Source organism: Hyphobacterium sp. SN044 (assembly GCF_021864465.1).
Classification (GTDB): Bacteria; Pseudomonadota; Alphaproteobacteria; order Caulobacterales; family Maricaulaceae; genus Hyphobacterium.
Genome location: NZ_JAKKUV010000013.1, coordinates 1 through 21,201, shown reverse-complemented (window position 1 = coordinate 21,201; position 21,201 = coordinate 1). Strand labels below are relative to the sequence as shown.

Below are 21,201 nucleotides of genomic sequence, written 5' to 3'. Positions count from 1 at the left end.
GAACCCCCTTACTGACATGTAACGCACGAAGCTGCGAATGCGGACTAGTGTCGGCTTCGGCTAGGGACGGGCGCGTTCGCGAGGGAGACGCGCGTGACAGGGATCAAGGTTGCCGCACTGGCAAGTGCGGCCACGACTGTCTTTGCATTTTTCACCATGGCTGACGCCCAGGAGGGCGAAGCCGCTGTCCGGCAGATCGAACCGGATGCTGCGGTCGTCACTGACGGCCGGCAGTCCTATCCGGCCGACTTTTTCATAGGCTTCTCACCGGTCACGGCGCTGGACATGATCACGCGCCTGCCGGGCTTTTCGTTGAATGGCGGGGATACGGAGCGCCGGGGGCTGGGCGATTCCTTCGGAAACCTGCTGATCAACGGACGGCGGCCGTCGAACAAGTCGATCTCCCTGGACACGGTCCTGCAACGCATTCCCGCCGGGGATGTCGAGCGGATCGAGCTGATCAGCGATTCCGCCGGCGAGTTCGAAATGCGCGGTCACGCGCGTCTCGCGAACATCATCCTGCGCGAAGGGGCCGGGGAATCGACGTCCTGGAATCTGCGACTGTCCTATTGGGACAATGCGCGCATCACACCGTCCGGGTCGATCTCCATGTCGCGGCGGCTCGGCGAGGTGACTGAACTCACCTTGGGTCTGGAAGGCAGCCTGAGTGCACGCCGGTTCAATCGGCGCGAGGCCCTCTATGACGGTGCCGGCAACTGGCTGGAACGGCGAAGCGAGAGCGATCAGCGCGATTCATGGGAGATCAATCCCACATTCTCGCTGAACACAACGCTCGGCGACGGGTCAGAGCTCCGCATCGATGGTCGCGGCTGGATCTGGGATTGGCACCGGCAGAATGTGGGCTTCGTCGACGGCGTCCAACCGGGCGGCGGCTTCGCTCCGATCCGCTTTGAACGCTCAGAGACGTTCAACTACGGCATGGGCGGACGCGGTTCCGTGACCTGGAGCCGCGACTGGACGGACACGCTGGCCTCGACCACGACCGGCTTCGTCTCTTACGAACAATGGGAGGACGGTCCCGAACCCTTCGAGGTCTACGATCCCGTCGCCTTCGTCGAGGCGGTGATCTTCGAAGCCGAAGGCAATTACACCGAACTGGCGTTACGTCAGGCCTTCACCTGGACACCGAACGAGACCCACACGATCGAATTCGGCGCGGAGGGCGCCTTCAACGCCCGCGATTCCTTCGTCGCGCTGACCTATGACGACGGCACCACCCTCACCCCGATCGACCTGCCGGTCGCCGATGCCCGGGTCGAGGAACGCCGCGCCGAGCTGTTTGGCCGGCATGTCTGGACGCTGAATGACGACGTGAATATCGAGAGCGGATTGCGCCTCGAATTCTCCGAGATCAGCCAGACCGGCGATGTCGAACAGTCGCGGACCTTCTTCTATCCGAAGCCGTCCGTGACGCTGAACTGGCGGCTGGACGCTGCCAACCGCCTGCGTTTCGCGGTCGAACGAGACGTCGCCCAGCTGGAGTTCGGGAAGTTCGCCAGCTCAGTCGATCTCGACAACAACAACTCGACCTTCGGCAATCCGGACTACGAGCCGCAGCGCACCTGGACGGTCGAAGCAGAGTGGACGCGGACCTTCGGCGATGATGCGTCGGTGTCGATCAAGGTCGGGCGCGACTTCATCGAAGGGCTCGACGATTTCGAGCCACGCCTGAACCTCGTCACCGGCCGCTATTTCGACGTGCCGGGCAATATCGGCGACGGCACGATCGACCGGGTCACCCTGAATGCGACCACCCCGCTCGACCGGATCGGACTTCGCAACGCTGTCCTGACGACCTTCTTTGAATGGTACGGCACCAACATCACCGATCCGCTGACCGGGCGGGACCGCGTTTTCACCGGCATCCGCGAATGGGAGGCCCGGCTCGACTTCCGCCAGACCTTCCCCGAACAGCAATGGGCCTGGGGCTGGGATTATTACTGGCTGTCGAACGGCAAGGTCTTCCGCGCCAACGAGCTGCAACAGCAAGGCTTCTCCGACGGTGATTTCGACATCTACATCGAGACGACGCGCTGGTTCGGCGTGACGACGCGCCTGGGTGCCGACTACGTCTTCGACAACGGTCAGGATTTGCGCCGCTTCATTTTCGACCCCGACCAGGGCGGGCGTCAGGGCGGTGTCGTGGCCTTCATCGAGGACCGCAACACCAGCGAAGGCGCCACCCTCTACGTCCAGATGCGCGGAACATTCTGACCGGTACCGGCCCCCTCCGAGACGGGCGTCAGAATGAAACGGGCCGCGGAGATAACTCCGCGGCCCTTCTTCGTTTCTCCCGTGGGAGCGCCGATTATGGCGCACCCGACGTGCGGTCCATGGAAGGTCCGCCCGCCTCGGTATCCTCGGGATGTGATTCCATTCGCTGGTCCGCGCCCGCCATCAGCCACTTGATGAAGGGCGAGATCAGCAACATCACGACGGCGATACCCACGGCAATGAGGCCCACCTGGGTATAGACATCGGTATAGGTCGCTTTGGCACTAGCCACGTCAGTCAGCTGACCACCGATCGTTTCGGCACCGGTCGTTGACGCGATAACGCCCGCCAGGAAGTTCGACAGGCCCGAATAGAGGAACCAGGCCCCCATCGTCATGCCGACAACACGGGCCGGTGCCAGCTTGGTCACGGCTGACAGGCCGACCGGCGACAGCATCAATTCACCCATCGTGTGGATGAAATAGATCAGGAAGATGAAGTAGACGGCCGTCAGACCGGCTTCACCGCTCATCCCCATACCACCGACCAGCGCAAAGAATCCGAGACCGGCCATGAGCACGCCGAGAGCAAACTTGACCGGAGTCGAGGGATTGCGGTTGCGCTTGGCGAGATAGATCCAGAGCCATGCCATGATGGGCGCGAAGATGAAAATGAAGCCCGCGTTGAGGCTCTGGAAGACCGGTGCCGGGACGGACCAGCCGAACATCGTGCGGTCCACCAGTCGGTCGGTAAACAGGTTCAGCGAGGAGCCGGCCTGTTCGAACAGTGCCCAGAACGGAATCTGCGCCAGCACGAAATAGATCGCCGCGAACATCTGACGGCGCTCGATCCCCTTCGTTTTCAGGAAAGCGTAACCGGCCAGGAAGATCAGCATGATCAGGCCGAGCGGACCGAGAATGCCGCCCATGTATTGAGGGTTCATCACGGCCAACATCGAGATCGCGATGATGCCAAGACCCGCGAGATAGCAGGCCCACTCAACATTGATCGGCCCGAAGACCTTCTGCTTCAGCTTCTCTGCATCGGGCGGATCGGCTCGGCCCTCCAGCCAACCTTGGAACACCAGGAAGGTCAGCAGGCCAGCCAGCATGCCGACGCCGGCGAGGCCGAAACCCCAGGCCCAGCCGTAGGCGATGCCGATATAGCCGATGATTACGGAGGACAGGAAGGAACCGAGATTGATCCCCATGTAAAAAAGCGTGAAGCCGGAATCGCGCCGGGGATCGCCAAGCCCGTAGAGCGTGCCGACAATCGTCGAGATGTTCGCCTTCAGGAAGCCGACACCGGCGATGATCAGTGCAAGCGCCAGGTAGAGAATGTTGACGTAGAGCGGCTCCTGAACCGTTCGTGTCATGTCGCTCGAAAACGGAATTTCCGCCGGAAGGCCGACCGCGTCTGGATCGGCGACGGCGATGACGGTGCCGCCTTCTGCGAACTCGATCCGCGACTGTGCGTCTCCCAGCACGATAATCTGGTTGGCGTCGCCACCTCGCCCGTCGAGCGTCAGTTCGTATTCCGTGCCTTCGAACGTCAGGATTTCACGTGATCCGGCCCCTTCGAATGCCATCATGCCGTGTCCAAGCACCAGCAATATCGCACCGAATGTCACGGCCTTTCGTTGGCCGAGATAACGGTCGGCCAGCGTGCCACCGATGATCGTCATCACGTAGACCAGCGCCGTGTAGGCGCCATAGATGAGCGTTGACCGTTCGTCCGAAAACAGGAAGTGCTGGGTCAGATAGATGATCAGCAGGCCGCGCATCCCGTAATAGGAAAAGCGCTCCCACATCTCGGTGAAGAACAGGATGGCAAGCCCCTTCGGATGCCCGAAAAAGCTGCGGTCCTGCGACGGATCAGGCCGCGAAGCGACTGTCGTGTCGGTCAAGTTGATCTCCCCTTCATTCGATCAAGTGCTCGAATTGGCGCGCACTTGATCACGCGGGGGAGGCAGGCTCAAGCCTGCTCTACTTCAAGTGATCGTCAGTAGGCGCACTCTTCGAACGCCGGTTCGACCGACTGGTTCCAGCGTCCGTAATAGCGTTCGAGCAGGTCGTCCGCTGCCGTCTTTCCCGTCGCGGCCATCTCGTTGAGGTCGTCGAGGAAGAGAGTTTCGTATTCCCCGTGCATGTTCTGCTGGCCGCGGGCGCGCAAGCCCTTGCGGCTGATCGCCAGCGCGTCGCGCGCAATCTGCTGGACATTCGTGTTGCGGAAGGGCGTCTTGAGCGCGGTCTTCGTCACGCCTTCGCGCAGAGCAACGCGCTCTTCCGCCGTCCAGTCCTTCACCAGCTGCCATGCCTCGTCGAGCGCGCCGTCATCGTAGAGCAGACCGACCCAGAAGGCCGGCAGGGCGCACAGCCGGTTCCACGGCCCGCCATCCGCGCCGCGCATTTCCAGGAAGGTCTTCAGGCGCACTTCCGGGAAGATGGTCGAGAGATGGTCTTCCCAGTCGCTCATCACCGGGCGCTCGCCCGGCAGGGCCGGCAGCTTGCCTTCCATGAAGTCGCGGAAGCTCTGGCCCGACGCGTCGATGAATTTCCCGCCGCGCTTCACGAAATACATCGGCACGTCGAGCACCCATTCGGCATAGCGCTCGAACCCCATCCCGTCCTCGAAGGCGAAGGGAAGGAGGCCGGTCCGGTTGTTGTCCGTATCGGTCCAGATGTGCCCGCGATAGGAGAGATAGCCGTTCGGCTTGCCGTCGGCGAAGGGCGAATTGGCGAACAGCGCGGTCGCGATCGGCTGCAGCGCCAGCGAGACGCGCAGCTTCTTGACCATGTCCGCTTCGCTCGAGAAATCGAGATTGGTCTGCACGGTACACGAACGGAACATCATCTGATGGCCCAACGTGCCGACCTTCGGCATGTAGGCCTTCATGATGCCGTAGCGCGCCTTCGGCATGAGCGGCGTTTCTTCCAGCGACCATTTCGGCGAGAAGCCGAGGCCAAGGAAACCCGCGCCGATTTCGTCCGCGACAGCCTTCACCTCTTTGAGATGGCCATTCACTTCGGCGCAGGTCTGGTGGAGGGTTTCCAGCGGCGCGCCGGACAGTTCGAACTGGCCACCGGGTTCAAGACTGACGCTCGCACCATCGCGCTTCAGCGCGATCGGCTTGCCGTTTTCAAGGACTTCTTCCCAGCCGAACCGGGTCAGGCCTTCCAGCATCTTGCGAACGCTCGGACCGTCGGACTCGTAGGGCAGCGGATGGTGACCTTCGAGCGTGAAGCCGAACTTCTCGTGCTCGGTCCCGATGCGCCACGCTTCGCGCGGTTTGCAGCCGGTCGCAAGATGACCCGCAAGGTCTTCGATTGTGGTGACCGGCGCGCCTTCGCCACCTTGTCCGTAAGTTCCGCTCAAAGCCTGCCCTCGCTTGCCCGCGTGTCAGTTATGCGCAGCCGGCCGGATCGGCAAGGGCGGTTCACGATCGATTGAACGCGGTTCACGGATTTACGACCAGTCGCCGCACATCGCCTGCCACAGCGTCAGCGCCGCGACCGCCGCGGTATCCGCGCGCAGAATGCGAGGCCCCAGGCTGATCGCGCGAACGAAGGGCAGGCTGCGAAGCCGATCCCGCTCCTCGGGAGAAAACCCGCCTTCTGGCCCGATCAGGATCGCCGCCTTCAGCCCCCCACCCCGGCCCTCCCCCGATGGGGGAGGGAGTGAAACGCCGTCCTGACTCCCTCCCCTTGAGGGGAGGGTCGGGGTGGGGTGGAGTGCCCGGAAAACCTCCAGCGCCGGTCCGGCCCGTCCGGCATCCCCGCCCCATGGGGCATCGGGGTCGTCGCCTGCCTCGTCGCAATAGATCAGCACGCGGCTTTCATCCCAGTCATCGAGAACCCGGTCGAGCGCCTCGGCCTCGAATACCTCGGGAATGTCGAACCGTTCGGTCTGCTCTGCGGCCTCCTTGGCCAGCGCCTGGAAACGGTCGGTTCGCACCCGCTCGGCCTGGGTGAAACGGGTCATGACCGGGCGGATCCGCCGCACGCCAAGCTCCGTGGCCTTTTCGACGATGAAGTCCGTGCGCGCCTTTTTCACCGGCGCGAACAAGAGGTCCAGATCGGGCACGGACTGCGCCGGGCGCAGCTGGGGCCCCAGCGTGAGCACGGCCGCCTTGCGGCTCGCCTCGCTGACGCCTGCCTGCCATTCACCGTCGCGCGCATTGAACACGCGCACCGGATCGCCCGACCCCCGCCGCATCACCGTGACGAGGTAATGCGTGTCGTCTTTGCCGAGGCGAAACTCGCTGCCTTCGCTGAGCGGCTGATCGAGATAGAGGCGCGGTATGTTCATCCGCGATGCATAGCCCGGATGAAGGCGCAGCGGAACGCGGCCGCGTCATCTCCTGTTACACTGGGACAAACCGACAGGAGAGCCCCCCGATGGACATGCTGAAATCGATCAATCCCGCCAATGGCGAAACCCTGTCGGAGCACGAACAGCACACCGACGCCGAGATCGAGGCTGCTCTGAACCGGTCGTCGAAGGCTTTCGATACGAACCGGTCAATGAGCTTCGACGCGCGCGCTGAGCGGATGCGCGCCGTCGCCGGTGTGCTGGAGGACCGGAAAGAGAAATACGCCCACCTGATGACAGCCGAGATGGGCAAGCCGATCAAGCAGGCCCGCGCCGAGGTCGAGAAATGCGCCCTTGCCTGCCGCTACTATTCCGACAGGGCGGAAGGCTTCCTGGCCGACGAGCGCGTCGATGACGATCCGAAACGCTATGTCCGCCACCTGCCCATCGGACCGGTGCTCGCCGTCATGCCGTGGAATTTTCCCTTCTGGCAGGTGATCCGCTTTGCGGCACCCAACCTCATGGCGGGCAATACCGGCGTGCTCAAGCATGCCGGAAATGTGACGGGCTGCGCCCTCGCCCTGCAGGACCTGTTCGCCGAAGCCGGCTTCGTACCGGGCACGTTTGAAACCCTGAAGATCACGTCAGCGCGCGTCGAACGCGTCATTCGCGACGACCGGATCCGCGCCGTCACGCTGACGGGCTCGGAAAAGGCCGGATCCGCCGTGGCGTCGGTTGCCGGCGAGGTGATCAAGAAGACGGTGCTGGAACTCGGCGGCTCGGACGCCTTCATCGTCATGCCGTCCGCCGATCTCGAGGCCGCGGCGAAAGTCGGCGTCGACGCGCGCCTGACCAATTCGGGCCAGTCCTGCATCGCCGCCAAGCGTTTCATCATCCACGCCGACATCTATGACGCCTATCGCGACGCCTTCATCGCGGAGATCGACAAGCAAACCGTCGGTGACCCGACGCAGGACGACACCGATGTCGGCCCGCTTGTTTCCGCCGATGCCTGCACCGGCCTCGACGAACAGGTGAAGAAGACCGTGTCGATGGGCGGGGTCCGGGTGACAGGCGCCAGGCCGATGGAGCGTCCCGGAGCCTTCTTCGAACCCGGAGTACTGGAAGACATCCCCGCGCAGAGCCCAGGTGCGGTGGAGGAATTGTTCGGCCCGGTCGCCCTGTTCAGCCGCGTACGCTCGCTCGCCGACGCCATCCATCTCGCCAATTCTCACCGCTACGGGTTGGGCTCGGCCATCTTCACACAGAATGAGGACGAGATCGAAGCTGCGGTAAACGGGCTCAATGCCGGAACGACCGCCGTGAACCAGAAAGTCGCCTCGACCCCGGAACTGCCCTTCGGCGGCGTGAAAGCGTCCGGCTATGGCCGCGAACTGGCCCGCGACGGCGCTCTCGAATTCACCAACCGCAAGGCTGTGGCGATTAAGTAACTTTCCGGCCCGCCGGGCTTTGGTTAACACTGCGCGCGATGACTCTCGCCTCTGACCGCCGCGTTGCGGATTCCGCTCCGAAAACCTGGGTCGACCGGATGCCCACGCGCATCCGCCCCTTCCTGCGTCTGGCGCGGTATGACCGCCCGGCGGGGTTCTGGCTGCTCGCCATACCCTGCTTCCAGGGTGTGGCGCTCGCAGCCGTCGGGAACGGGCTCGGCTGGAACGATGCCTATTTCGCCCTGCTCTTCCTGATCGGCGCAGTCGCGATGCGCGGTGCGGGGTGTACCTATAACGACATCGTCGACCGCGATCTTGACCGACAGGTGGCACGGACCCGCGACCGGCCGCTCGCGGCGGGCACGGTGACGCTGCGCGCCGCCTGGCTGTTCATCCTCGCCCAATGCTTCGTCGGCTTTGTCGTGCTGCTGCAGCTTCCGCCCCTTGCCATCGGCATTGCGCTCGGATCGCTCGTGCTCGTCGCGGCCTATCCTTTCATGAAGCGGATCACCTGGTGGCCGCAGGCCTGGCTCGGGCTGACCTTCAACTGGGGGGCGCTCGTGGCTTATACGGCGATGACCGGCCGGATCGATGCCGCCGGGATCGCGCTCTACGCGTCGGGCTTCTTCTGGACGCTCGGTTACGACACGATCTACGCCTGCCAGGACATGGAAGACGACGCCCTGGTCGGCGTGCGATCGACGGCGCGGGCGCTGCAATCGAACCTGCATCTCTGGCTCTGGGGTTTCTACGGCGCGTCCGCTGCGCTGGCGGGTCTGGCCGCCCTGCTGGCCGGAGCTTCGCCCTGGTTCGTGGTTCCGTTCGCGCTCTACGCCTGGCATTTGTTCGACCAGATCCGCCATGTCGATCCGGCCTTCGGCAATCAATGCCTCGCCGTCTTCAAGGCGAACCAGCTCACCGGACTGTTACTGGTTCTGGCACTGGCTGTCGCAGCGTTCATTTGACCCGGACCGCCGCCCATGGCGTGATGGGTGTTCATCTCCGCCGCTTTGAGGGATGCGGCGGTCATTGGGGAGACTGACCTATGCTAATCCGGCTTCTTGCCGCACTCGGCGCGCTGACGCTCGCCGCCTGCGGCAATGGAACTGACGGCCCTCCGGCGGACGATCCGAACACCACGGACACCGGCACGGACACGGGCGGCGCGATGGAAAGCGGCATCGAGATCGATGTCAGCTATCACACACTCGAGAACGGCCTGCGCGTCGTTCTTTCGGAAGACGATACCATTCCGACGGCGACCGTGGCGGTCTACTACGGCGTCGGCTTCCGCAACGAACCGCAAGGGCGCACCGGCTTTGCCCACCTGTTCGAACACCTGATGTTCCAGGGCTCGGAAAACCTGCCGGGCGGAGAATTCGACCAGCTGATCTACAACTCCGGCGGCGTGAACAACGGCTCAACCCGGTTCGACTTCACCAACTACTATGAAGTCGTTCCCTCGAACGCACTCCAGGCCATTCTCTGGGCCGAGGCGGACCGCATGGCCCGCCCGATCATCGATCAGGAAGCCCTCGACAATCAGCGCGAAGTCGTCCGCAACGAGGTCTTCGTCAATGTCCTGAACCAGCCCTATGGCGGCTGGATCTGGATCGACCTGCCGATGCTCGCTTTCGAGAACTGGCACAACGCGCACAACTTCTACGGCGACCTGACCGATCTGGACGCGGCCTCGCTCGAAGACGCCCAGACCTTCTTCGACAATTATTACAGCCCGTCGAACGCGGTGATCGTCGTCGCGGGCGATATCGATCCCGAAGCGACGCTGGAGTGGGTCGAGACCTATTTCGCGGACATTCCCTCCGGCAATCCCTTGCCCGAGATCGACGTCTCCGAGCCGCGTCAGGAAGAAGAGAAGTTCGGCGTGAATCCGGACCCGCTCGCGCCGCAGCCCGCGCTTGCCTTCGGCTACCAGATGCCGGATCGCGGCACCCCGGAATACTACGCGATGGCGGTGCTCGATCAGCTTCTGGTCCAGGGCAATGACAGTCTTTTGCGCCAGGAACTCGTGGTCGATGAGGGCTACACGTCGGACGTGTTCGGCGGCATCAACCTGCTCGGCAATATCTACAACTACAACGGCCCGATGCTCTGGACGGTCGGCATGATCCACGGCAGCGAGAACAGCCGGGAAGAGATCATGACCTCGGTCGACAGCGTGATCGAACGCGTTCGCACCGAGGAGATCACCGACGAGGAGCTGAACCGCGCGCTGACCAAGCTGCGCTCGGATTTCTACGGCATCGTCGATTCCGGCACGCGTTTCGGTCTCGTCGACCTGCTCGCCGCCTTCGCCCTGTTCGATGACGATCCCTCCCGGATCAACCGCATCGAGGAAGGCTTCGACCAGGTCACGCCGGAACTCGTTCTGGCCACCGCGCAGGAATATCTGCGCCCGACCAACCGCACTGTTCTGGAAGTCGTCCCGGCCGAAGAAGACGAGGCCGGTGAAGAGGAGGACGCGCAATGAATCGCTCCATCCTGATCGCCGGGCTGGCCGCCGCGGCCTTTGCCGCCTGGCCTGCTTTCGCCCAATCCGGCCCTCCGCGCCCGGAAATCGGCGAACCGCGCCCCTTCGAATTGCCCGACACCCGCACCGTCGAACTCTCGAACGGTCTGGAGATGACCTTCATCAACTTCGGCCTGGCACCGATGGTGAACATCCAGGTCCGCGTCGAAGCCGGCAATATCGATGACGGTGAACAGACCTGGCTCGCCGACCTCACCGGCGCGATGATGGAAGAGGGGGCGGGTGGCCGCGCTTCCGACGAAATTGCCCGCGCGGCAGCGGCCATGGGCGGCAATCTCAATGTCGGCGTCGGCATCCATGACACGACGCTGGCGCTGAACGTCCTGGCCGAGAATGGCCCGGAAGCGGTGGCGCTTTTGGCCGACGTCGTACGCCGTCCGGACCTGCCGGAATCGGAACTCGACCGGGTTCGTCAGAATATCATCCGCAACGTGACCGATGCGCGCTCGCGTCCGCAGCCGGTCGCCAACGAGGCGTATGCCGAACTGCTTTACGGAACGGACCACCCCTATGGTCACACCCTGCCGACCATCGAACAACTGAACAGCTACACGATGGCCGACATCAACCGCTTCCACGACGAGAATTTCGGGGCGGCGCGCACCCGGATCTATGTCGCGGGCCGGTTCGACGAGGCCGCGATGGAGGCCGCGATCCGCGAGGCCTTCGGCGACTGGGAAGAAGGCGAAGCACGGACGGCAGAGCCGATCCCGCCGCAAGTCGGCCCGGTGGTTCGAATCATCGACCGTCCCGGCGCGCCGCAATCCACCCTTCGCCTCGGCTTTCCGACGGTCGGTCCCGACCATCCGGACGCCATTCCGCTGACGGTGATGAATGCCATCCTCGGCGGGTCCTTCACCTCGCGCCTCACGCAGAATTTGCGCGAGGACAAGGGCTGGACCTATTCGCCGGGTTCCGGGATCACCAACCGCCCGGGCTCGGGCTACTGGACGTTCAATGCTGACATCGTCTCGGCGCAGACCGCTCCAGCCCTGGCCGAGACCTTTGGCGAAATCAACCGGATGCAGATTGACCTCGTCCCGGAAAGTGAAGCCGAAGGGATGCAGACCTGGATATCGGGTATTTTCATCCTGCAGAACGCCTCGACCGGCGGGCTGATCAACCAGATCGCCTTCCGGGATTCCTATGGTTTGCCGGACGACTATCTCGAGACCTATGTCCCGCGCGTGATGGCGGTGACCCGCGAGGATATCGCTCGTGTCGCCACCGAGTATCTCGACACCGACAATCTCGTCCTGGTCGTGGTCGGCGATGAGGGCTCGATCTCTGACGAGATCCAGCTCCTGCCGGCCCTGTCGGGCGCGGACTTCATCGAGGACTGATCGTTCTCGTATCCCTGGTGACGGCCGGGTCCGGAAACGGGCCCGGCCGTTTCGTATCGGAGCCTTTGGCGTGATCCTGAAGAATGGCGAAACACCGGCGGCCTTCATCGAACGCGTGACCGGCGTCATCGCGCCCCCGCTCCTGCCGGAATTGCGCTTCCACCTCGCCGAGGAAACCGTCGAACTGTGGAGCCAGACCGAGGAGGCGCTGGAGGAACAGGGCCTGCCGCCGCCCTTCTGGGCTTTCGCCTGGGCAGGCGGCCAGGCGCTCGGACGCTATTGCCTCGACCGGCCGGACATCGTCAGCGGGAAGCGCATCCTCGACTTTGCCGCGGGTGGCGGCATGGCGGGCATCGCCGCGGGCCGGGCCGGGGCGTCTGCCGTCACCGCCAGCGAGATCGACGCCTTCGCGATCGAAGCCGTGAAGCTGAACGCCGCGCTCAACGCCAGCAGCGTCGAGACCGTACTGGGTGACGTCACGGAGATGGACCGCGAATGGGACGTGATTCTCGCCGGAGACGTCTTCTACGAGAAGGGGCCGGCCGAGCGGATCGACTGCTGGCTCTCGGCCCGTCACGCAAAGGGCGCAACCGTGCTGATCGGTGATCCGGGGCGAAGCTTCCTGCCGACGGACCGGCTCGAGAAGCTGGCGGAATATGCAGTGCCGGTCACGCGCGACCTGGAAGACCGCGAGGTCCGGCACGCCAAGGTCTGGCGCTATATCGCCTGACATCTCTTTCGCAGGCGAAGGAATCGGCGCAGATTTGCGTCATGGCCAAGGCACGCGCCGTCGACCGGCGGCTTTTCCTTCTGATCGAGATCGCCGCCCGGCGGATGAGCCGGGATGCGGACACACGCCTCAAGTCCGAAGCCGGTGTCAGCGTATCTCAGGCCGCTGTCCTGTTCCTGTTGCTTCGCCGCGGTGACCGCCGCATGGGCGCGATCGGCGAGACGCTGTCGCTGAACCCGCCTGCCGTCACGGGCCTCGTCACGCGCATGGAGAAGGCCGGTCTGGTGGCCAAGCGCACCGACACGTCCGACCGCCGCGGCGCCCTCGTGACGTTGACGGCCAAGGGCCGGGAGGCCGGCGAGAAGGCCGACGCCGCCCTCAAATCGCTCAATGCCGAGCTTGAAGACATGCTCGGCGAGGATGCTGCCGACGCGCTGCACGACGCGCTGACGGCGATCGTCACCCGCCCGGCGGAATAGGCGTTTTCGTGCCGCGGAACTGCCGTTAGTCTTTCCGCCGAACCAAGCGAGGGATGACGATGACGGAACTGGTGACGGTCGAGGATCATAGCGGCGTGCGGACCATCCGCTGGAATCGCCCCGACAAGAAGAATGCGCTGACCCGCGCCATGTATTCCGCCGCCGCCGAAGCGATCGAGACCGGCGACCGGGAAAAGTCGGTGAAGGTCTTCGTCCTTGGCGGTCAGCCGGGTGTCTTCACCGCCGGCAACGATTTGATGGATTTCATGGAGGCCCCGCCGCATATCGGCGCCGCCGAGACCCCGCCGGTCGAACGCTTCATGCGTGCGCTCCTCAATGCCGAGAAGCCGGTCATCGCCGAGGTTGACGGCGTCGCCGTCGGCATCGGCACCACGCTGCTGATGCATTGCGACCTCGCCTACGCGTCCGAGCGCGCGCAGTTCAAGACACCCTTCGTCGATCTCGCCCTCGCGCCGGAATACGCGTCCAGCCTCCTCTTCCCGGCTCGGCTTGGCCGGTCCCCGGCGTCCGACCTGCTCCTCCTTGGCTCGGTATGGGACAGCGAACGTGCGCTGCAGGCCGGCATGATTGCCGGCATCTTCCCCTCCGGCACGTTGGCCGACGAGGTTCACCATCGCGCCCTTGCCCTCGCGGCGAAATCGCCGGGTGCGGTGCGCCAGGCCAAGGCGCTGATCAACGCCGAACCGGAATCGGTCGATGCGCGCATGCTGAAGGAAGGCCAGCTTTTCGCTGAAATGCTGCAATCGCCGGAATTCGCCGAAGCGGCCACCGCCTTCATGGAGCGGCGCAAGCCTGATTTTTCGAAGTTCGGCTGATGGGCACCGGCGCGCATACTTACCTGCCCGATCCGCGCAACGAGGCGGTGAAGGTCTGGATCAACGGCACGCTGAAACCGCGCGCCGAAGCGACCGTATCAGTGCTCGATTCCGGCTTCGTGCTGGGCGACGGCGTGTGGGAAGGCCTGCGCGTCCATCACGGCCATATCGCTTTCCTCGACCGGCATCTCGACCGGCTTTACGAGGGCGCGAAGACGCTCGACTTCGATATCGGGCTCAATCGGGACGAACTCACCGCTGCCATCCGCGACACGCTTGCCGCTAACGCCATGCTGACGGGCGAGGGTGTGCATATCCGCCTGATGGTCACGCGCGGGGTCAAGGCGACGCCGTATCAGGATCCGCGCGTCACCATCGGGCCGGCGACGATCGTCATCCTGCCGGAATGGAAGACCCCCGATCCGGAAGTCGCCAAACGCGGTCTGAAACTCTTCACCGTTCACGTCCGGCGCGGATATCCCGACGTGCAGGACCAGAAGCTCAACTCGCATTCGAAACTCAACTGCATCATGGCCTGCATCCAGGCGACGAAAGCTGGCGCGGACGAAGCCCTGATGCTCGACCCGCACGGCTTCGTGGCAACCTGCAACTCGACCCATTTCTTCATTGTGCGAAAGGGCGAGGTCTGGACCTCGACCGGCGATTTCTGCCTCGGCGGGATCACGCGCGGCGTGGTGATCGAACTGTGCGAGGCGGCCGCAATACCGGTCTTCCAGAAGAATTTCTCGCTGACCGATGTCTATGGCGCGGACGAGGCCTTCACCACCGGCACGTTCGCCGGCGTTGTGCCCGTGACCGAAATCGATGGCCGCACCATCAGCGCGGAGCGCGGCCCGGTCGTGGAACGGCTTCAAACCCTCTACCGCGAGCGCATCGAACGGGAGGCGCGGGGATGACGATCCGCATCTGCCTGTGGTCGGGACCGCGCAACATCTCCACTGCCACCATGCGGTCGTGGGAGAACCGGCCCGATTGCGAGGTGTGGGACGAACCCTTCTACGGTCCCTATCTGCTACAGACCGGCCTCGACCATCCCGGCCGGGATCACATCCTGCAATCGGTGCCGCTCGACGCGCTTACCATCGCGTCGGAATGCGCCGGCGACGCGCCGGGCGGCAGTCCGATCTTCTTCCAGAAGCACATGGCCCAGCACATGCTTCCGGGCTTCCGCCGCGACTGGATGGCCGTGTGCCGCCACATCTTCCTGATCCGGGACCCGGCCGAGGTCGCCGCCAGTTTCAACGCTGCTGCCGGAGGCGTCACCGCCGACGATCTCGGCATGGCCGTCCAGCGCGAACTCTATGAAGTCGCCTGCAGTTTCAGCGGCTATGCTTGGCCGGTGGTCGAGGGCATCGACGTGCTGCGCGAACCCGAGGGCATGCTGCGAAAGATCTGCGCTGCGGTCGACGTGCCGTTCGACGAACACATGCTGTCCTGGCCGGCCGGCAAACGCGACAGCGACGGGCCGTGGGCGCCTTGGTGGTATGGCCGTGTCGAGACCTCCATCGGCTTCGAACCTCCGCGCGACAGCCCGCACGATTTCCCGGACAGTCTCGACCCGGTCGTCGCCGAATGCCGCCCGCACTACGAAGCGCTGAGGAAGCTCAAACTTACACCCGGTCGATGATTTCCTGAGTTTCGGCGATGACGCCCTTCGCGGTGACCCGCCGGATCTTTTCAAGCAGCACCTCCGCCGGAGCAACTTCGAGGTCGATCAGCGCAGGTCCGACGTCGCCGGCATTGGCGGCATCAGCAAAGGCCATTGACCAGGCTCCGAATTCGCGGGCCGGAATTTCGGCAAAGTCTGTCAGCGTCACCTTCTCGTGGCGCATGTCGTAACGGATGCGCTGATAGGTTTGGTTCAGGACCGATCGGCCACCTTCCAGCACCTGCACGAAGCGGCCACGGTCATAAATCAACGCCCCCGTGATCCTGTCGCGGGTGTTGTTTTTCAGGCTGGCATTGAGAATGCGGCCGAGATCGCCGCTCAAGGCACCCGGTCCTGCCGGTATGGCAGCGCGACTGAAATAGATGAGACGGCAAAGCAACATGGAACGGAAACGCTCACGGCGGTTTTGCTTGGGTGGAAACCGAGTTCGATTGTAACCTTGAACCTAGCCATGAGCGATGCCGCTCAACCACAACTTCGGATAGGAATTTGCAGATCGATGTCAGAAGCCGAGCAACATCAGGTTCGCCACGAGCAGCAGGAAACGCGCGGGCGTTTCGTCATCGACCTCGACGGCGGGGCCGAAGCCGAACTGACCTATTCCCGCGCCGGTACGGGCAAATGGATCGCCGACCACACAGGCGTGCCGGACGCCTATTCCGGGCGCGGCATCGCCAGCCAACTGGCACGGGCGCTCGTACGAGAAGCCCGTGCGGCAGGTGTGAAGATCGTCCCGCTCTGCCCCTATGTGGCAGCGTGGTTCCGCAAACACCCCGACGAAGCCGACCTCATCGCCTGATTTTTCGATCCATGGGCTAGCCAGCGATATTCCGAACCGCTATACGTAACCGTATGGTTACACAAAATAGCGAGCAACGGGACAGCTTCTCCGCCATCGCCGATCCGACGCGGCGGGACATTCTCGACCTGTTGCGCGGCGGCGAGATGCGGGCGGGAGACATTGCCGCCCGCTTCCCGGTCAGCCGGCCGGCCATCGCCAAGCATGTCCGTGTGCTGCGCGAAGCCGGGCTGGTCAGGGAACGCCGTGAGGCTCGTGCCCGCCTCTATTCGCTTGACCCTTCTGGCCTGAAGCAGGTCGATCGCTGGCTTCAGCCCTATCGCCTCTACTGGGCCGCCCGGCTGACCGGCCTCAAGCAGGCCGTCGAGGCCGAACACCGGAAATCGAAATCATCCGGCGAGGGAGACACGCCATGACCGGTCTGACCCACACCCATTCGGTGACGCTTGAGGCCACACCGTCCCGCCTGTTCGACGCCCTCACCGATCCGGAAGACCTCAGGGTCTGGTTGGCCGAACACGTCGACATCGAACCGCGAAAGCTGGGCAAGTTCCGCTTCTGGGGCCGCCACACCTACGGCACGCCCGGCCCGGCGGATGCCAGCGGCGTGATCCGCGAGTTCGAACCAGGCAAGATGATCACTTTCGATTGGCCCGTCGAGGGATGCAAAGGTCTCGCCCGGCTCGAGGTCGAGCCCGATGGCGAAAAGGCCAAGCTCAACATTACACACAGCTTCGAACGCGCCCCTTCCATCGGCCGTGCGAAAGAGCTGGTGGATGACATGTGGCGCATCCATCTGGGCGCGCTGATGTGCCACCTGATGGGTGCGCCGGTCACCCTCCCCGACTTCACGGAAACCGAGGCCGTGGTCAAAAGCTCGATCTATGTCGATGCGCCGCGAAGCGTCGTCTTCCGTGCCTTCAACGATCCCGAACTGCTCAATCAATGGATCGCCAAGGACGCCAAGGTCGACCTTGATGCCGGCACGCTCGATTTCGGCTGGGCCTATGAGAATGACGGCCAGATGGTCGTGCCGCCGCCGATGAAGATCCTGGACTTCGAACAGGACCGGAAATTCGTCACCAGCTGGCCGGACTGGCGCGGCGACAAGTCTGTCCCCGACCAGCGCGTGACCTGGCTCCTCGAAGACGAGGGCGAGGGCACCCGCGTGACCCTCATCCATGACGGCTTCGTGCGCGCCGTGGACGTCAGCGACTATCCCTTCGGCTGGAGCTACTTCCTCGGCAAGATCAGGGAAGCGGCCGAAAAGGCCGCGAAGGCTTGACCCCGCCCCGTGCGACCGCACACTGACCAACGTCAGACGGGCGGCAGGGGAATTCGATGGGCCGGATATTCGCGTGGATCGGCGGCGGGCTCGCCGCGGTGATCGTCATTGCGCTGGTCGCTCTGAATGTCTCACCGGTGGGACGGACCTATCTCTGGGCCGGAACCGGTCTGGTGGCGAAGCAGAACTGTTCCCTCGTCTTCTTGTCCGGCCTGGACGAAGAGCGGGCCAATGCCCTCTACATCACCCCGCTTCTTGGCGACGCGGCCAGCCTGATCCACTACGACATCGATCGCGACAATCGCGAGGTCACGGCCGGCGTGCTGGGCCTGTTCTGGCGTCAGCGCGCCGTCTGGCGCGACGGGCTGGGCTGCACCCTTGTGCACGGGACCGGCGATTTCGATCCCGACCTCACGATCGAGACCGAAGCCCCCGTCTATTTCGATCTCGACGCCGCGCACCGCGATGCGAATTTCGACACCGACGCGCTTCAAGCTGCGGTCGATGCCGCCTTCGATGATCCGCGCGGCACCCGCAACACGCTGGCTGTCGTCGTCCTGCATGACGGACACCTTGTCGCCGAGCGCTATGCCGACGGCCTGACCCGCGAGAACCGCCTGCACGGCTGGTCGATGACCAAGACGGCAATGGTGACGCTGGCCGGCATTCTGACCGAGCGCGGCCAGATCGACGCCTTCGAACCCGGACAGGTTCCGGAACTTCTGGGCCGGGGCGAAGAGGCCGAGGCCACGACGATCGATCAACTCCTGCGGATGACCGGCGGCCTTTCCATTGCCGAGATCAACAATGGCTTCGACCCGAACTCCGACATGCTGATGACCGAGTCCGACATGGCGCGCTTCGCGGCAACGCGCGAACGCCTTCACGCGCCGGGCGACCACTGGCAATACATGAGCGGCAACACGATCCTGGCGACCCACGCCATGCAGCAGCGGATGGGTGACGGGCTCGCTGAGCAGGCGCGCGCAATCCGCGACCTTTTTTCCGCACCGCTGAACATGCATTCCGCCGTCATCGAGCCGGACGAGAGTGGCACCTTCCAGGGATCGTCCTACCTGTACGCCACCCCGCACGACTGGGCGCGGATGATGCAGCTCTATGTCGATGACGGTCTCGCCCCGGACGGTCAGCGCCTGATCCCGAACTGGTGGGATGACTATGTGACCACACCCACGCCCGGATCGAATGGAGACTATGGCTCCGGCGTCTGGCTCGACGGCGATTACCTGCCCGAGGGCAGCTTCCATGCGCAGGGTTTCCAGGGACAGTACGGCTACGCCATTCCGGAACGCGGACTCGTCGTCATCCGCATGGGCGCGTCGAACCAGGGCGGTACGGGCGCGCGTGACCTCGCCGTGTTGGTGGTCGCCGCGATGCGCACGCCGGAGGCCAGCGAAGACTAGGCCCGCGGCGGGGCGTCGGTCCGTCTCAATATCCGGGCGAACGGGTGGGGGATGACCTTCTCCGCCTTCAAAAGCCAGTCATTGAACCCGTGATGCCGTTCCCGCTGGCGGCGGACGACACCGCGCGCCGTGTTCGAGTTCGCGATGATCAGCGACAGGCCGACCGCGATCATGATCAGCCCGACCGGGATGGGCGTCCAGAACAGCGGAAGTCCGCCGAGGATCAGGAGAATTCCGATCAGCTTGTAGAAGGTCGACATGGCAGGCGGATAGGTGGCTCGTATCGTTAACCGGCAAGACCGGGCGCGGTTCCGTCGCAGCCCTCTGCTCTGGACTTGGACAGACAAAGGGGCAGATTGAACCGCGCACCACGAAGAGGCAGGGCATGGCCTACAAATCGCTGCGCGACTTCATCGACATACTGGAGGCCGACGGCCTTCTGAAACGCGTCACCGAACCGGTCTCAACCGCGCTCGAAATGACCGAGATCCAGCGCCGTCTTCTCGCAGAGGGCGGCCCAGCCGTGATCTTCGAGAACGCCGTGAAGGAAGACGGCACCCCGGCCGAAATGCCCGTGCTGGTTAACCTGTTCGGCACGGTGGAGCGCGTCGCCCGCGCCGTCACACTGGGCGGCAAGCCGCGCACGAACGCGAAGGAACTGCGCGAGGTTGGCGAGCTGCTCGCCTTCCTGCGCCAGCCCGAACCGCCGCGCGGCCTGAAGGACGCCATCGCCATGCTGCCCATCGCGAAGGACGTGCTGGCGATGCGCCCGAAGACGGTGAACAAGGCGCCCTGTCAGGACATCGTCCTGACCGGTGACGACATCGACCTCGACCGCATCCCGATCCAGACCTGCTGGCCCGGCGAACCCGCCCCGCTGATCACCTGGCCGCTCGTCGTCACCAAGGGGCCGTCGGCCGATCGCGAGGACGACTTCAATCTCGGCATCTACCGGATGCAGAAGCTGTCGAAGACCCGCACGCTGATGCGCTGGCTGAAGCATCGCGGCGGCGCTCAGCACTATCAGCGCTGGAAGAAGGCCAAGCCCGAACCCCTGCCCGCCGCCGTCGTGCTGGGCGCCGATCCCGGCACCATCCTGGCTGCCGTCACGCCCGTTCCGGACACGCTCAGCGAATACCAGTTCGCGGGCCTCTTGCGCGGCAAGAAGGCCGAGTTGGTCGACTGCAAGACCGTGCCGCTGAAAGTGCCCGCCGAGGCGGAGATCGTGCTCGAAGGCCATGTCCTCCTCGACGAGGATGGCCCCGAAGGCCCCTATGGCGACCACACCGGCTATTACAATTCGGTCGAGCGCTTCCCGGTGTTCGAGATCAGCGCCATCACGATGCGCCGCGATCCGATCTACCTCTCCACCTTCACCGGCCGCCCGCCCGACGAGCCGAGCGTGCTGGGCGAGGCGCTGAACGAGGTCTTCATCCCGCTCTTCCGCCAGCAATTCCCCGAAGTCGTCGACTTCTGGCTGCCGCCGGAAGGCTGCAGCTACCGCATCGCCGTCGTGTCGATGAAGAAGGCCTATGCCGGCCACGCCAAGCGCGTGATGATGGGTGTGTGGTCCTATCTCAGGCAGTTCATGTACACGAAATGGGTCATCGTCGTGGACGATGACATCGACGCGCGCGACTGGAAGGACGTGATGTGGGCGGTCTCGACCCGCATGGACCCGGGCCGCGACATCACCGTGATCGAGAACACGCCGATCGACTATCTCGACTTCGCCTCGCCCGTCTCGGGCCTCGGCTCGAAGATCGGCCTCGACGCGACCAACAAGCTGCCCGGCGAGACAAACCGCGAATGGGGCGACAAGCTCGACATGGACGCGGCGACCAAGCAGCGCGTCACCGAGATGTGGGAGAGGCTGGGGCTGTAAGCGTCATTCCGGCGAAAGCCGGAATCCAGAGCACTCTTCAATCTGGACCCCGGCTTTCGTGTTTCGTTTCGGACGATTGTTTTGATTCCCCAGCGATCGTTGCTGGGCTAGCCTATGTTGCGTTGAGACGGAGGGCTGGGTGATGCAGGTCCGGCTTCACGCGAATGCGCGCACGACCCCGG

The 21,201-nt window shown here is 64.1% G+C and carries 20 protein-coding genes; 15 read left to right on the top strand and 5 right to left on the bottom strand.

Translation table 11 applies throughout. The features are described from left to right. The first annotated feature begins 93 nt into the window (after nucleotides 1–93). Nucleotides 94–2,235 (top strand): TonB-dependent receptor, encoded by a 2,142-nt coding sequence (locus L5876_RS14840; RefSeq protein WP_236956928.1) that lies wholly within the window; start codon nucleotides 94–96, stop codon nucleotides 2,233–2,235. A 94-nt stretch (nucleotides 2,236–2,329) separates the two neighbouring features. Here L5876_RS14840 and L5876_RS13715 read toward each other — a convergent pair whose 3' ends face one another. The 3 genes from L5876_RS13715 to L5876_RS13705 all read right to left on the bottom strand — a co-directional run bounded on the left by L5876_RS13715 (nucleotide 2,330) and on the right by L5876_RS13705 (nucleotide 6,543). Further along, nucleotides 2,330–4,045 carry a peptide MFS transporter gene (locus tag L5876_RS13715; protein WP_369281046.1) on the bottom strand — a complete coding sequence of 572 codons (1,716 nt, stop codon included), beginning with the start codon at nucleotides 4,043–4,045 and terminating at the stop codon, nucleotides 2,330–2,332. A 191-nt stretch (nucleotides 4,046–4,236) separates the two neighbouring features. Beyond that, nucleotides 4,237–5,610, bottom strand: coding sequence for a glutamate--cysteine ligase (locus L5876_RS13710; protein ID WP_236956926.1), 1,374 nt, complete (start codon nucleotides 5,608–5,610; stop codon nucleotides 4,237–4,239). A gap of 90 nt (nucleotides 5,611–5,700) precedes the next feature. Beyond that, entirely contained in the window at nucleotides 5,701–6,543 is an 843-nt protein-coding gene (locus L5876_RS13705) for a 16S rRNA (uracil(1498)-N(3))-methyltransferase (RefSeq protein WP_236956925.1), read from the bottom strand. A gap of 89 nt (nucleotides 6,544–6,632) precedes the next feature. Here L5876_RS13705 and L5876_RS13700 point away from each other — a divergent pair, with 89 nt between their 5' ends. The 9 genes from L5876_RS13700 (at nucleotide 6,633) to L5876_RS13660 (ending at nucleotide 15,584) form a co-directional block, all read left to right on the top strand. Beyond that, the gene (locus L5876_RS13700; protein WP_236956924.1) at nucleotides 6,633–7,997 is read left to right on the top strand and encodes an NAD-dependent succinate-semialdehyde dehydrogenase; all 1,365 of its coding nucleotides are present in this window, start codon (nucleotides 6,633–6,635) and stop codon (nucleotides 7,995–7,997) included. Nucleotides 7,998–8,095: 98 nt separating this feature from the next. Next, entirely contained in the window at nucleotides 8,096–8,962 is an 867-nt protein-coding gene (gene ubiA, locus L5876_RS13695; RefSeq protein ID WP_236956923.1) for a 4-hydroxybenzoate octaprenyltransferase, read from the top strand. A gap of 80 nt (nucleotides 8,963–9,042) precedes the next feature. Continuing rightward, a complete protein-coding gene (locus L5876_RS13690) occupies nucleotides 9,043–10,488 on the top strand; it encodes a pitrilysin family protein (RefSeq protein ID WP_236956922.1) in 1,446 nt (481 codons plus the stop codon). After that, entirely contained in the window at nucleotides 10,485–11,891 is a 1,407-nt protein-coding gene (locus L5876_RS13685; RefSeq protein ID WP_236956921.1) for a pitrilysin family protein, read from the top strand. Before L5876_RS13690 ends, L5876_RS13685 begins: the two co-directional genes overlap by 4 nt. A gap of 70 nt (nucleotides 11,892–11,961) precedes the next feature. Then, nucleotides 11,962–12,621 (top strand): 50S ribosomal protein L11 methyltransferase, encoded by a 660-nt coding sequence (locus L5876_RS13680; protein WP_236956920.1) that lies wholly within the window; start codon nucleotides 11,962–11,964, stop codon nucleotides 12,619–12,621. A gap of 41 nt (nucleotides 12,622–12,662) precedes the next feature. Continuing rightward, on the top strand, nucleotides 12,663–13,100 hold the full coding sequence (locus L5876_RS13675) for a MarR family winged helix-turn-helix transcriptional regulator (RefSeq protein WP_236956919.1): 438 nt from the start codon (nucleotides 12,663–12,665) through the stop codon (nucleotides 13,098–13,100). A 59-nt stretch (nucleotides 13,101–13,159) separates the two neighbouring features. Continuing rightward, nucleotides 13,160–13,936 (top strand): enoyl-CoA hydratase, encoded by a 777-nt coding sequence (locus tag L5876_RS13670; RefSeq protein WP_236956918.1) that lies wholly within the window; start codon nucleotides 13,160–13,162, stop codon nucleotides 13,934–13,936. Continuing rightward, nucleotides 13,936–14,853, top strand: a complete 918-nt coding sequence (locus L5876_RS13665; RefSeq protein WP_236956917.1) for an aminotransferase class IV — start codon at nucleotides 13,936–13,938, stop codon at nucleotides 14,851–14,853. Before L5876_RS13670 ends, L5876_RS13665 begins: the two co-directional genes overlap by 1 nt. Further along, a complete protein-coding gene (locus L5876_RS13660) occupies nucleotides 14,850–15,584 on the top strand; it encodes a hypothetical protein (protein ID WP_236956916.1) in 735 nt (244 codons plus the stop codon). The genes L5876_RS13665 and L5876_RS13660 overlap by 4 nt, the downstream gene beginning before the upstream one ends. Here L5876_RS13660 and L5876_RS13655 read toward each other — a convergent pair. Continuing rightward, nucleotides 15,568–16,008 carry a BLUF domain-containing protein gene (locus tag L5876_RS13655; protein WP_272906984.1) on the bottom strand — a complete coding sequence of 147 codons (441 nt, stop codon included), beginning with the start codon at nucleotides 16,006–16,008 and terminating at the stop codon, nucleotides 15,568–15,570. The genes L5876_RS13660 and L5876_RS13655 overlap by 17 nt on opposite strands. Before the next feature lie 117 nt (nucleotides 16,009–16,125). On the opposite strand from L5876_RS13655, the gene L5876_RS13650 reads away from it, so the two are divergent. Genes L5876_RS13650 through L5876_RS13635 form a run of 4 tightly spaced genes read left to right on the top strand, consistent with a single transcriptional unit; the run spans nucleotide 16,126 to nucleotide 19,134 of the window. Next, on the top strand, nucleotides 16,126–16,425 hold the full coding sequence (locus L5876_RS13650) for a GNAT family N-acetyltransferase (RefSeq protein ID WP_236956914.1): 300 nt from the start codon (nucleotides 16,126–16,128) through the stop codon (nucleotides 16,423–16,425). Nucleotides 16,426–16,478: 53 nt separating this feature from the next. Then, the gene (locus L5876_RS13645; protein WP_236956913.1) at nucleotides 16,479–16,841 is read left to right on the top strand and encodes a metalloregulator ArsR/SmtB family transcription factor; all 363 of its coding nucleotides are present in this window, start codon (nucleotides 16,479–16,481) and stop codon (nucleotides 16,839–16,841) included. After that, entirely contained in the window at nucleotides 16,838–17,710 is an 873-nt protein-coding gene (locus tag L5876_RS13640; RefSeq protein ID WP_236956912.1) for an SRPBCC domain-containing protein, read from the top strand. Before L5876_RS13645 ends, L5876_RS13640 begins: the two co-directional genes overlap by 4 nt. Before the next feature lie 56 nt (nucleotides 17,711–17,766). After that, on the top strand, nucleotides 17,767–19,134 hold the full coding sequence (locus L5876_RS13635; protein ID WP_236956911.1) for a serine hydrolase: 1,368 nt from the start codon (nucleotides 17,767–17,769) through the stop codon (nucleotides 19,132–19,134). On the opposite strand, the gene L5876_RS13630 is transcribed toward L5876_RS13635, so the two are convergent. Then, a complete protein-coding gene (locus L5876_RS13630; protein ID WP_236956910.1) occupies nucleotides 19,131–19,394 on the bottom strand; it encodes a hypothetical protein in 264 nt (87 codons plus the stop codon). The genes L5876_RS13635 and L5876_RS13630 overlap by 4 nt on opposite strands. A 125-nt stretch (nucleotides 19,395–19,519) precedes the next feature. On the opposite strand from L5876_RS13630, the gene L5876_RS13625 reads away from it, so the two are divergent. Then, nucleotides 19,520–21,019 (top strand): UbiD family decarboxylase, encoded by a 1,500-nt coding sequence (locus L5876_RS13625; RefSeq protein ID WP_236956909.1) that lies wholly within the window; start codon nucleotides 19,520–19,522, stop codon nucleotides 21,017–21,019. The last annotated feature ends 182 nt before the right edge of the window (nucleotides 21,020–21,201 follow it).

Coding starts and splice junctions, on each gene's coding strand:
- L5876_RS13670 (WP_236956918.1), top strand. CDS start 13,160: ATGACGGAACTGGTGACGGTCGAGGATCATAGCGGCGTGCGGACCATC.
- L5876_RS13715 (WP_369281046.1), bottom strand. CDS start 4,045: ATGTGGGAGCGCTTTTCCTATTACGGGATGCGCGGCCTGCTGATCATC.
- L5876_RS13665 (WP_236956917.1), top strand. CDS start 13,936: ATGGGCACCGGCGCGCATACTTACCTGCCCGATCCGCGCAACGAGGCG.
- L5876_RS13700 (WP_236956924.1), top strand. CDS start 6,633: ATGGACATGCTGAAATCGATCAATCCCGCCAATGGCGAAACCCTGTCG.
- L5876_RS13655 (WP_272906984.1), bottom strand. CDS start 16,008: ATGTTGCTTTGCCGTCTCATCTATTTCAGTCGCGCTGCCATACCGGCA.
- L5876_RS13640 (WP_236956912.1), top strand. CDS start 16,838: ATGACCGGTCTGACCCACACCCATTCGGTGACGCTTGAGGCCACACCG.
- L5876_RS13660 (WP_236956916.1), top strand. CDS start 14,850: ATGACGATCCGCATCTGCCTGTGGTCGGGACCGCGCAACATCTCCACT.
- L5876_RS13625 (WP_236956909.1), top strand. CDS start 19,520: ATGGCCTACAAATCGCTGCGCGACTTCATCGACATACTGGAGGCCGAC.
- L5876_RS13690 (WP_236956922.1), top strand. CDS start 9,043: ATGCTAATCCGGCTTCTTGCCGCACTCGGCGCGCTGACGCTCGCCGCC.
- L5876_RS13675 (WP_236956919.1), top strand. CDS start 12,663: ATGGCCAAGGCACGCGCCGTCGACCGGCGGCTTTTCCTTCTGATCGAG.
- L5876_RS13650 (WP_236956914.1), top strand. CDS start 16,126: ATGTCAGAAGCCGAGCAACATCAGGTTCGCCACGAGCAGCAGGAAACG.
- L5876_RS13685 (WP_236956921.1), top strand. CDS start 10,485: ATGAATCGCTCCATCCTGATCGCCGGGCTGGCCGCCGCGGCCTTTGCC.
- L5876_RS13705 (WP_236956925.1), bottom strand. CDS start 6,543: ATGAACATACCGCGCCTCTATCTCGATCAGCCGCTCAGCGAAGGCAGC.
- L5876_RS13645 (WP_236956913.1), top strand. CDS start 16,479: ATGGTTACACAAAATAGCGAGCAACGGGACAGCTTCTCCGCCATCGCC.
- L5876_RS13635 (WP_236956911.1), top strand. CDS start 17,767: ATGGGCCGGATATTCGCGTGGATCGGCGGCGGGCTCGCCGCGGTGATC.
- ubiA (WP_236956923.1), top strand. CDS start 8,096: ATGCCCACGCGCATCCGCCCCTTCCTGCGTCTGGCGCGGTATGACCGC.
- L5876_RS13630 (WP_236956910.1), bottom strand. CDS start 19,394: ATGTCGACCTTCTACAAGCTGATCGGAATTCTCCTGATCCTCGGCGGA.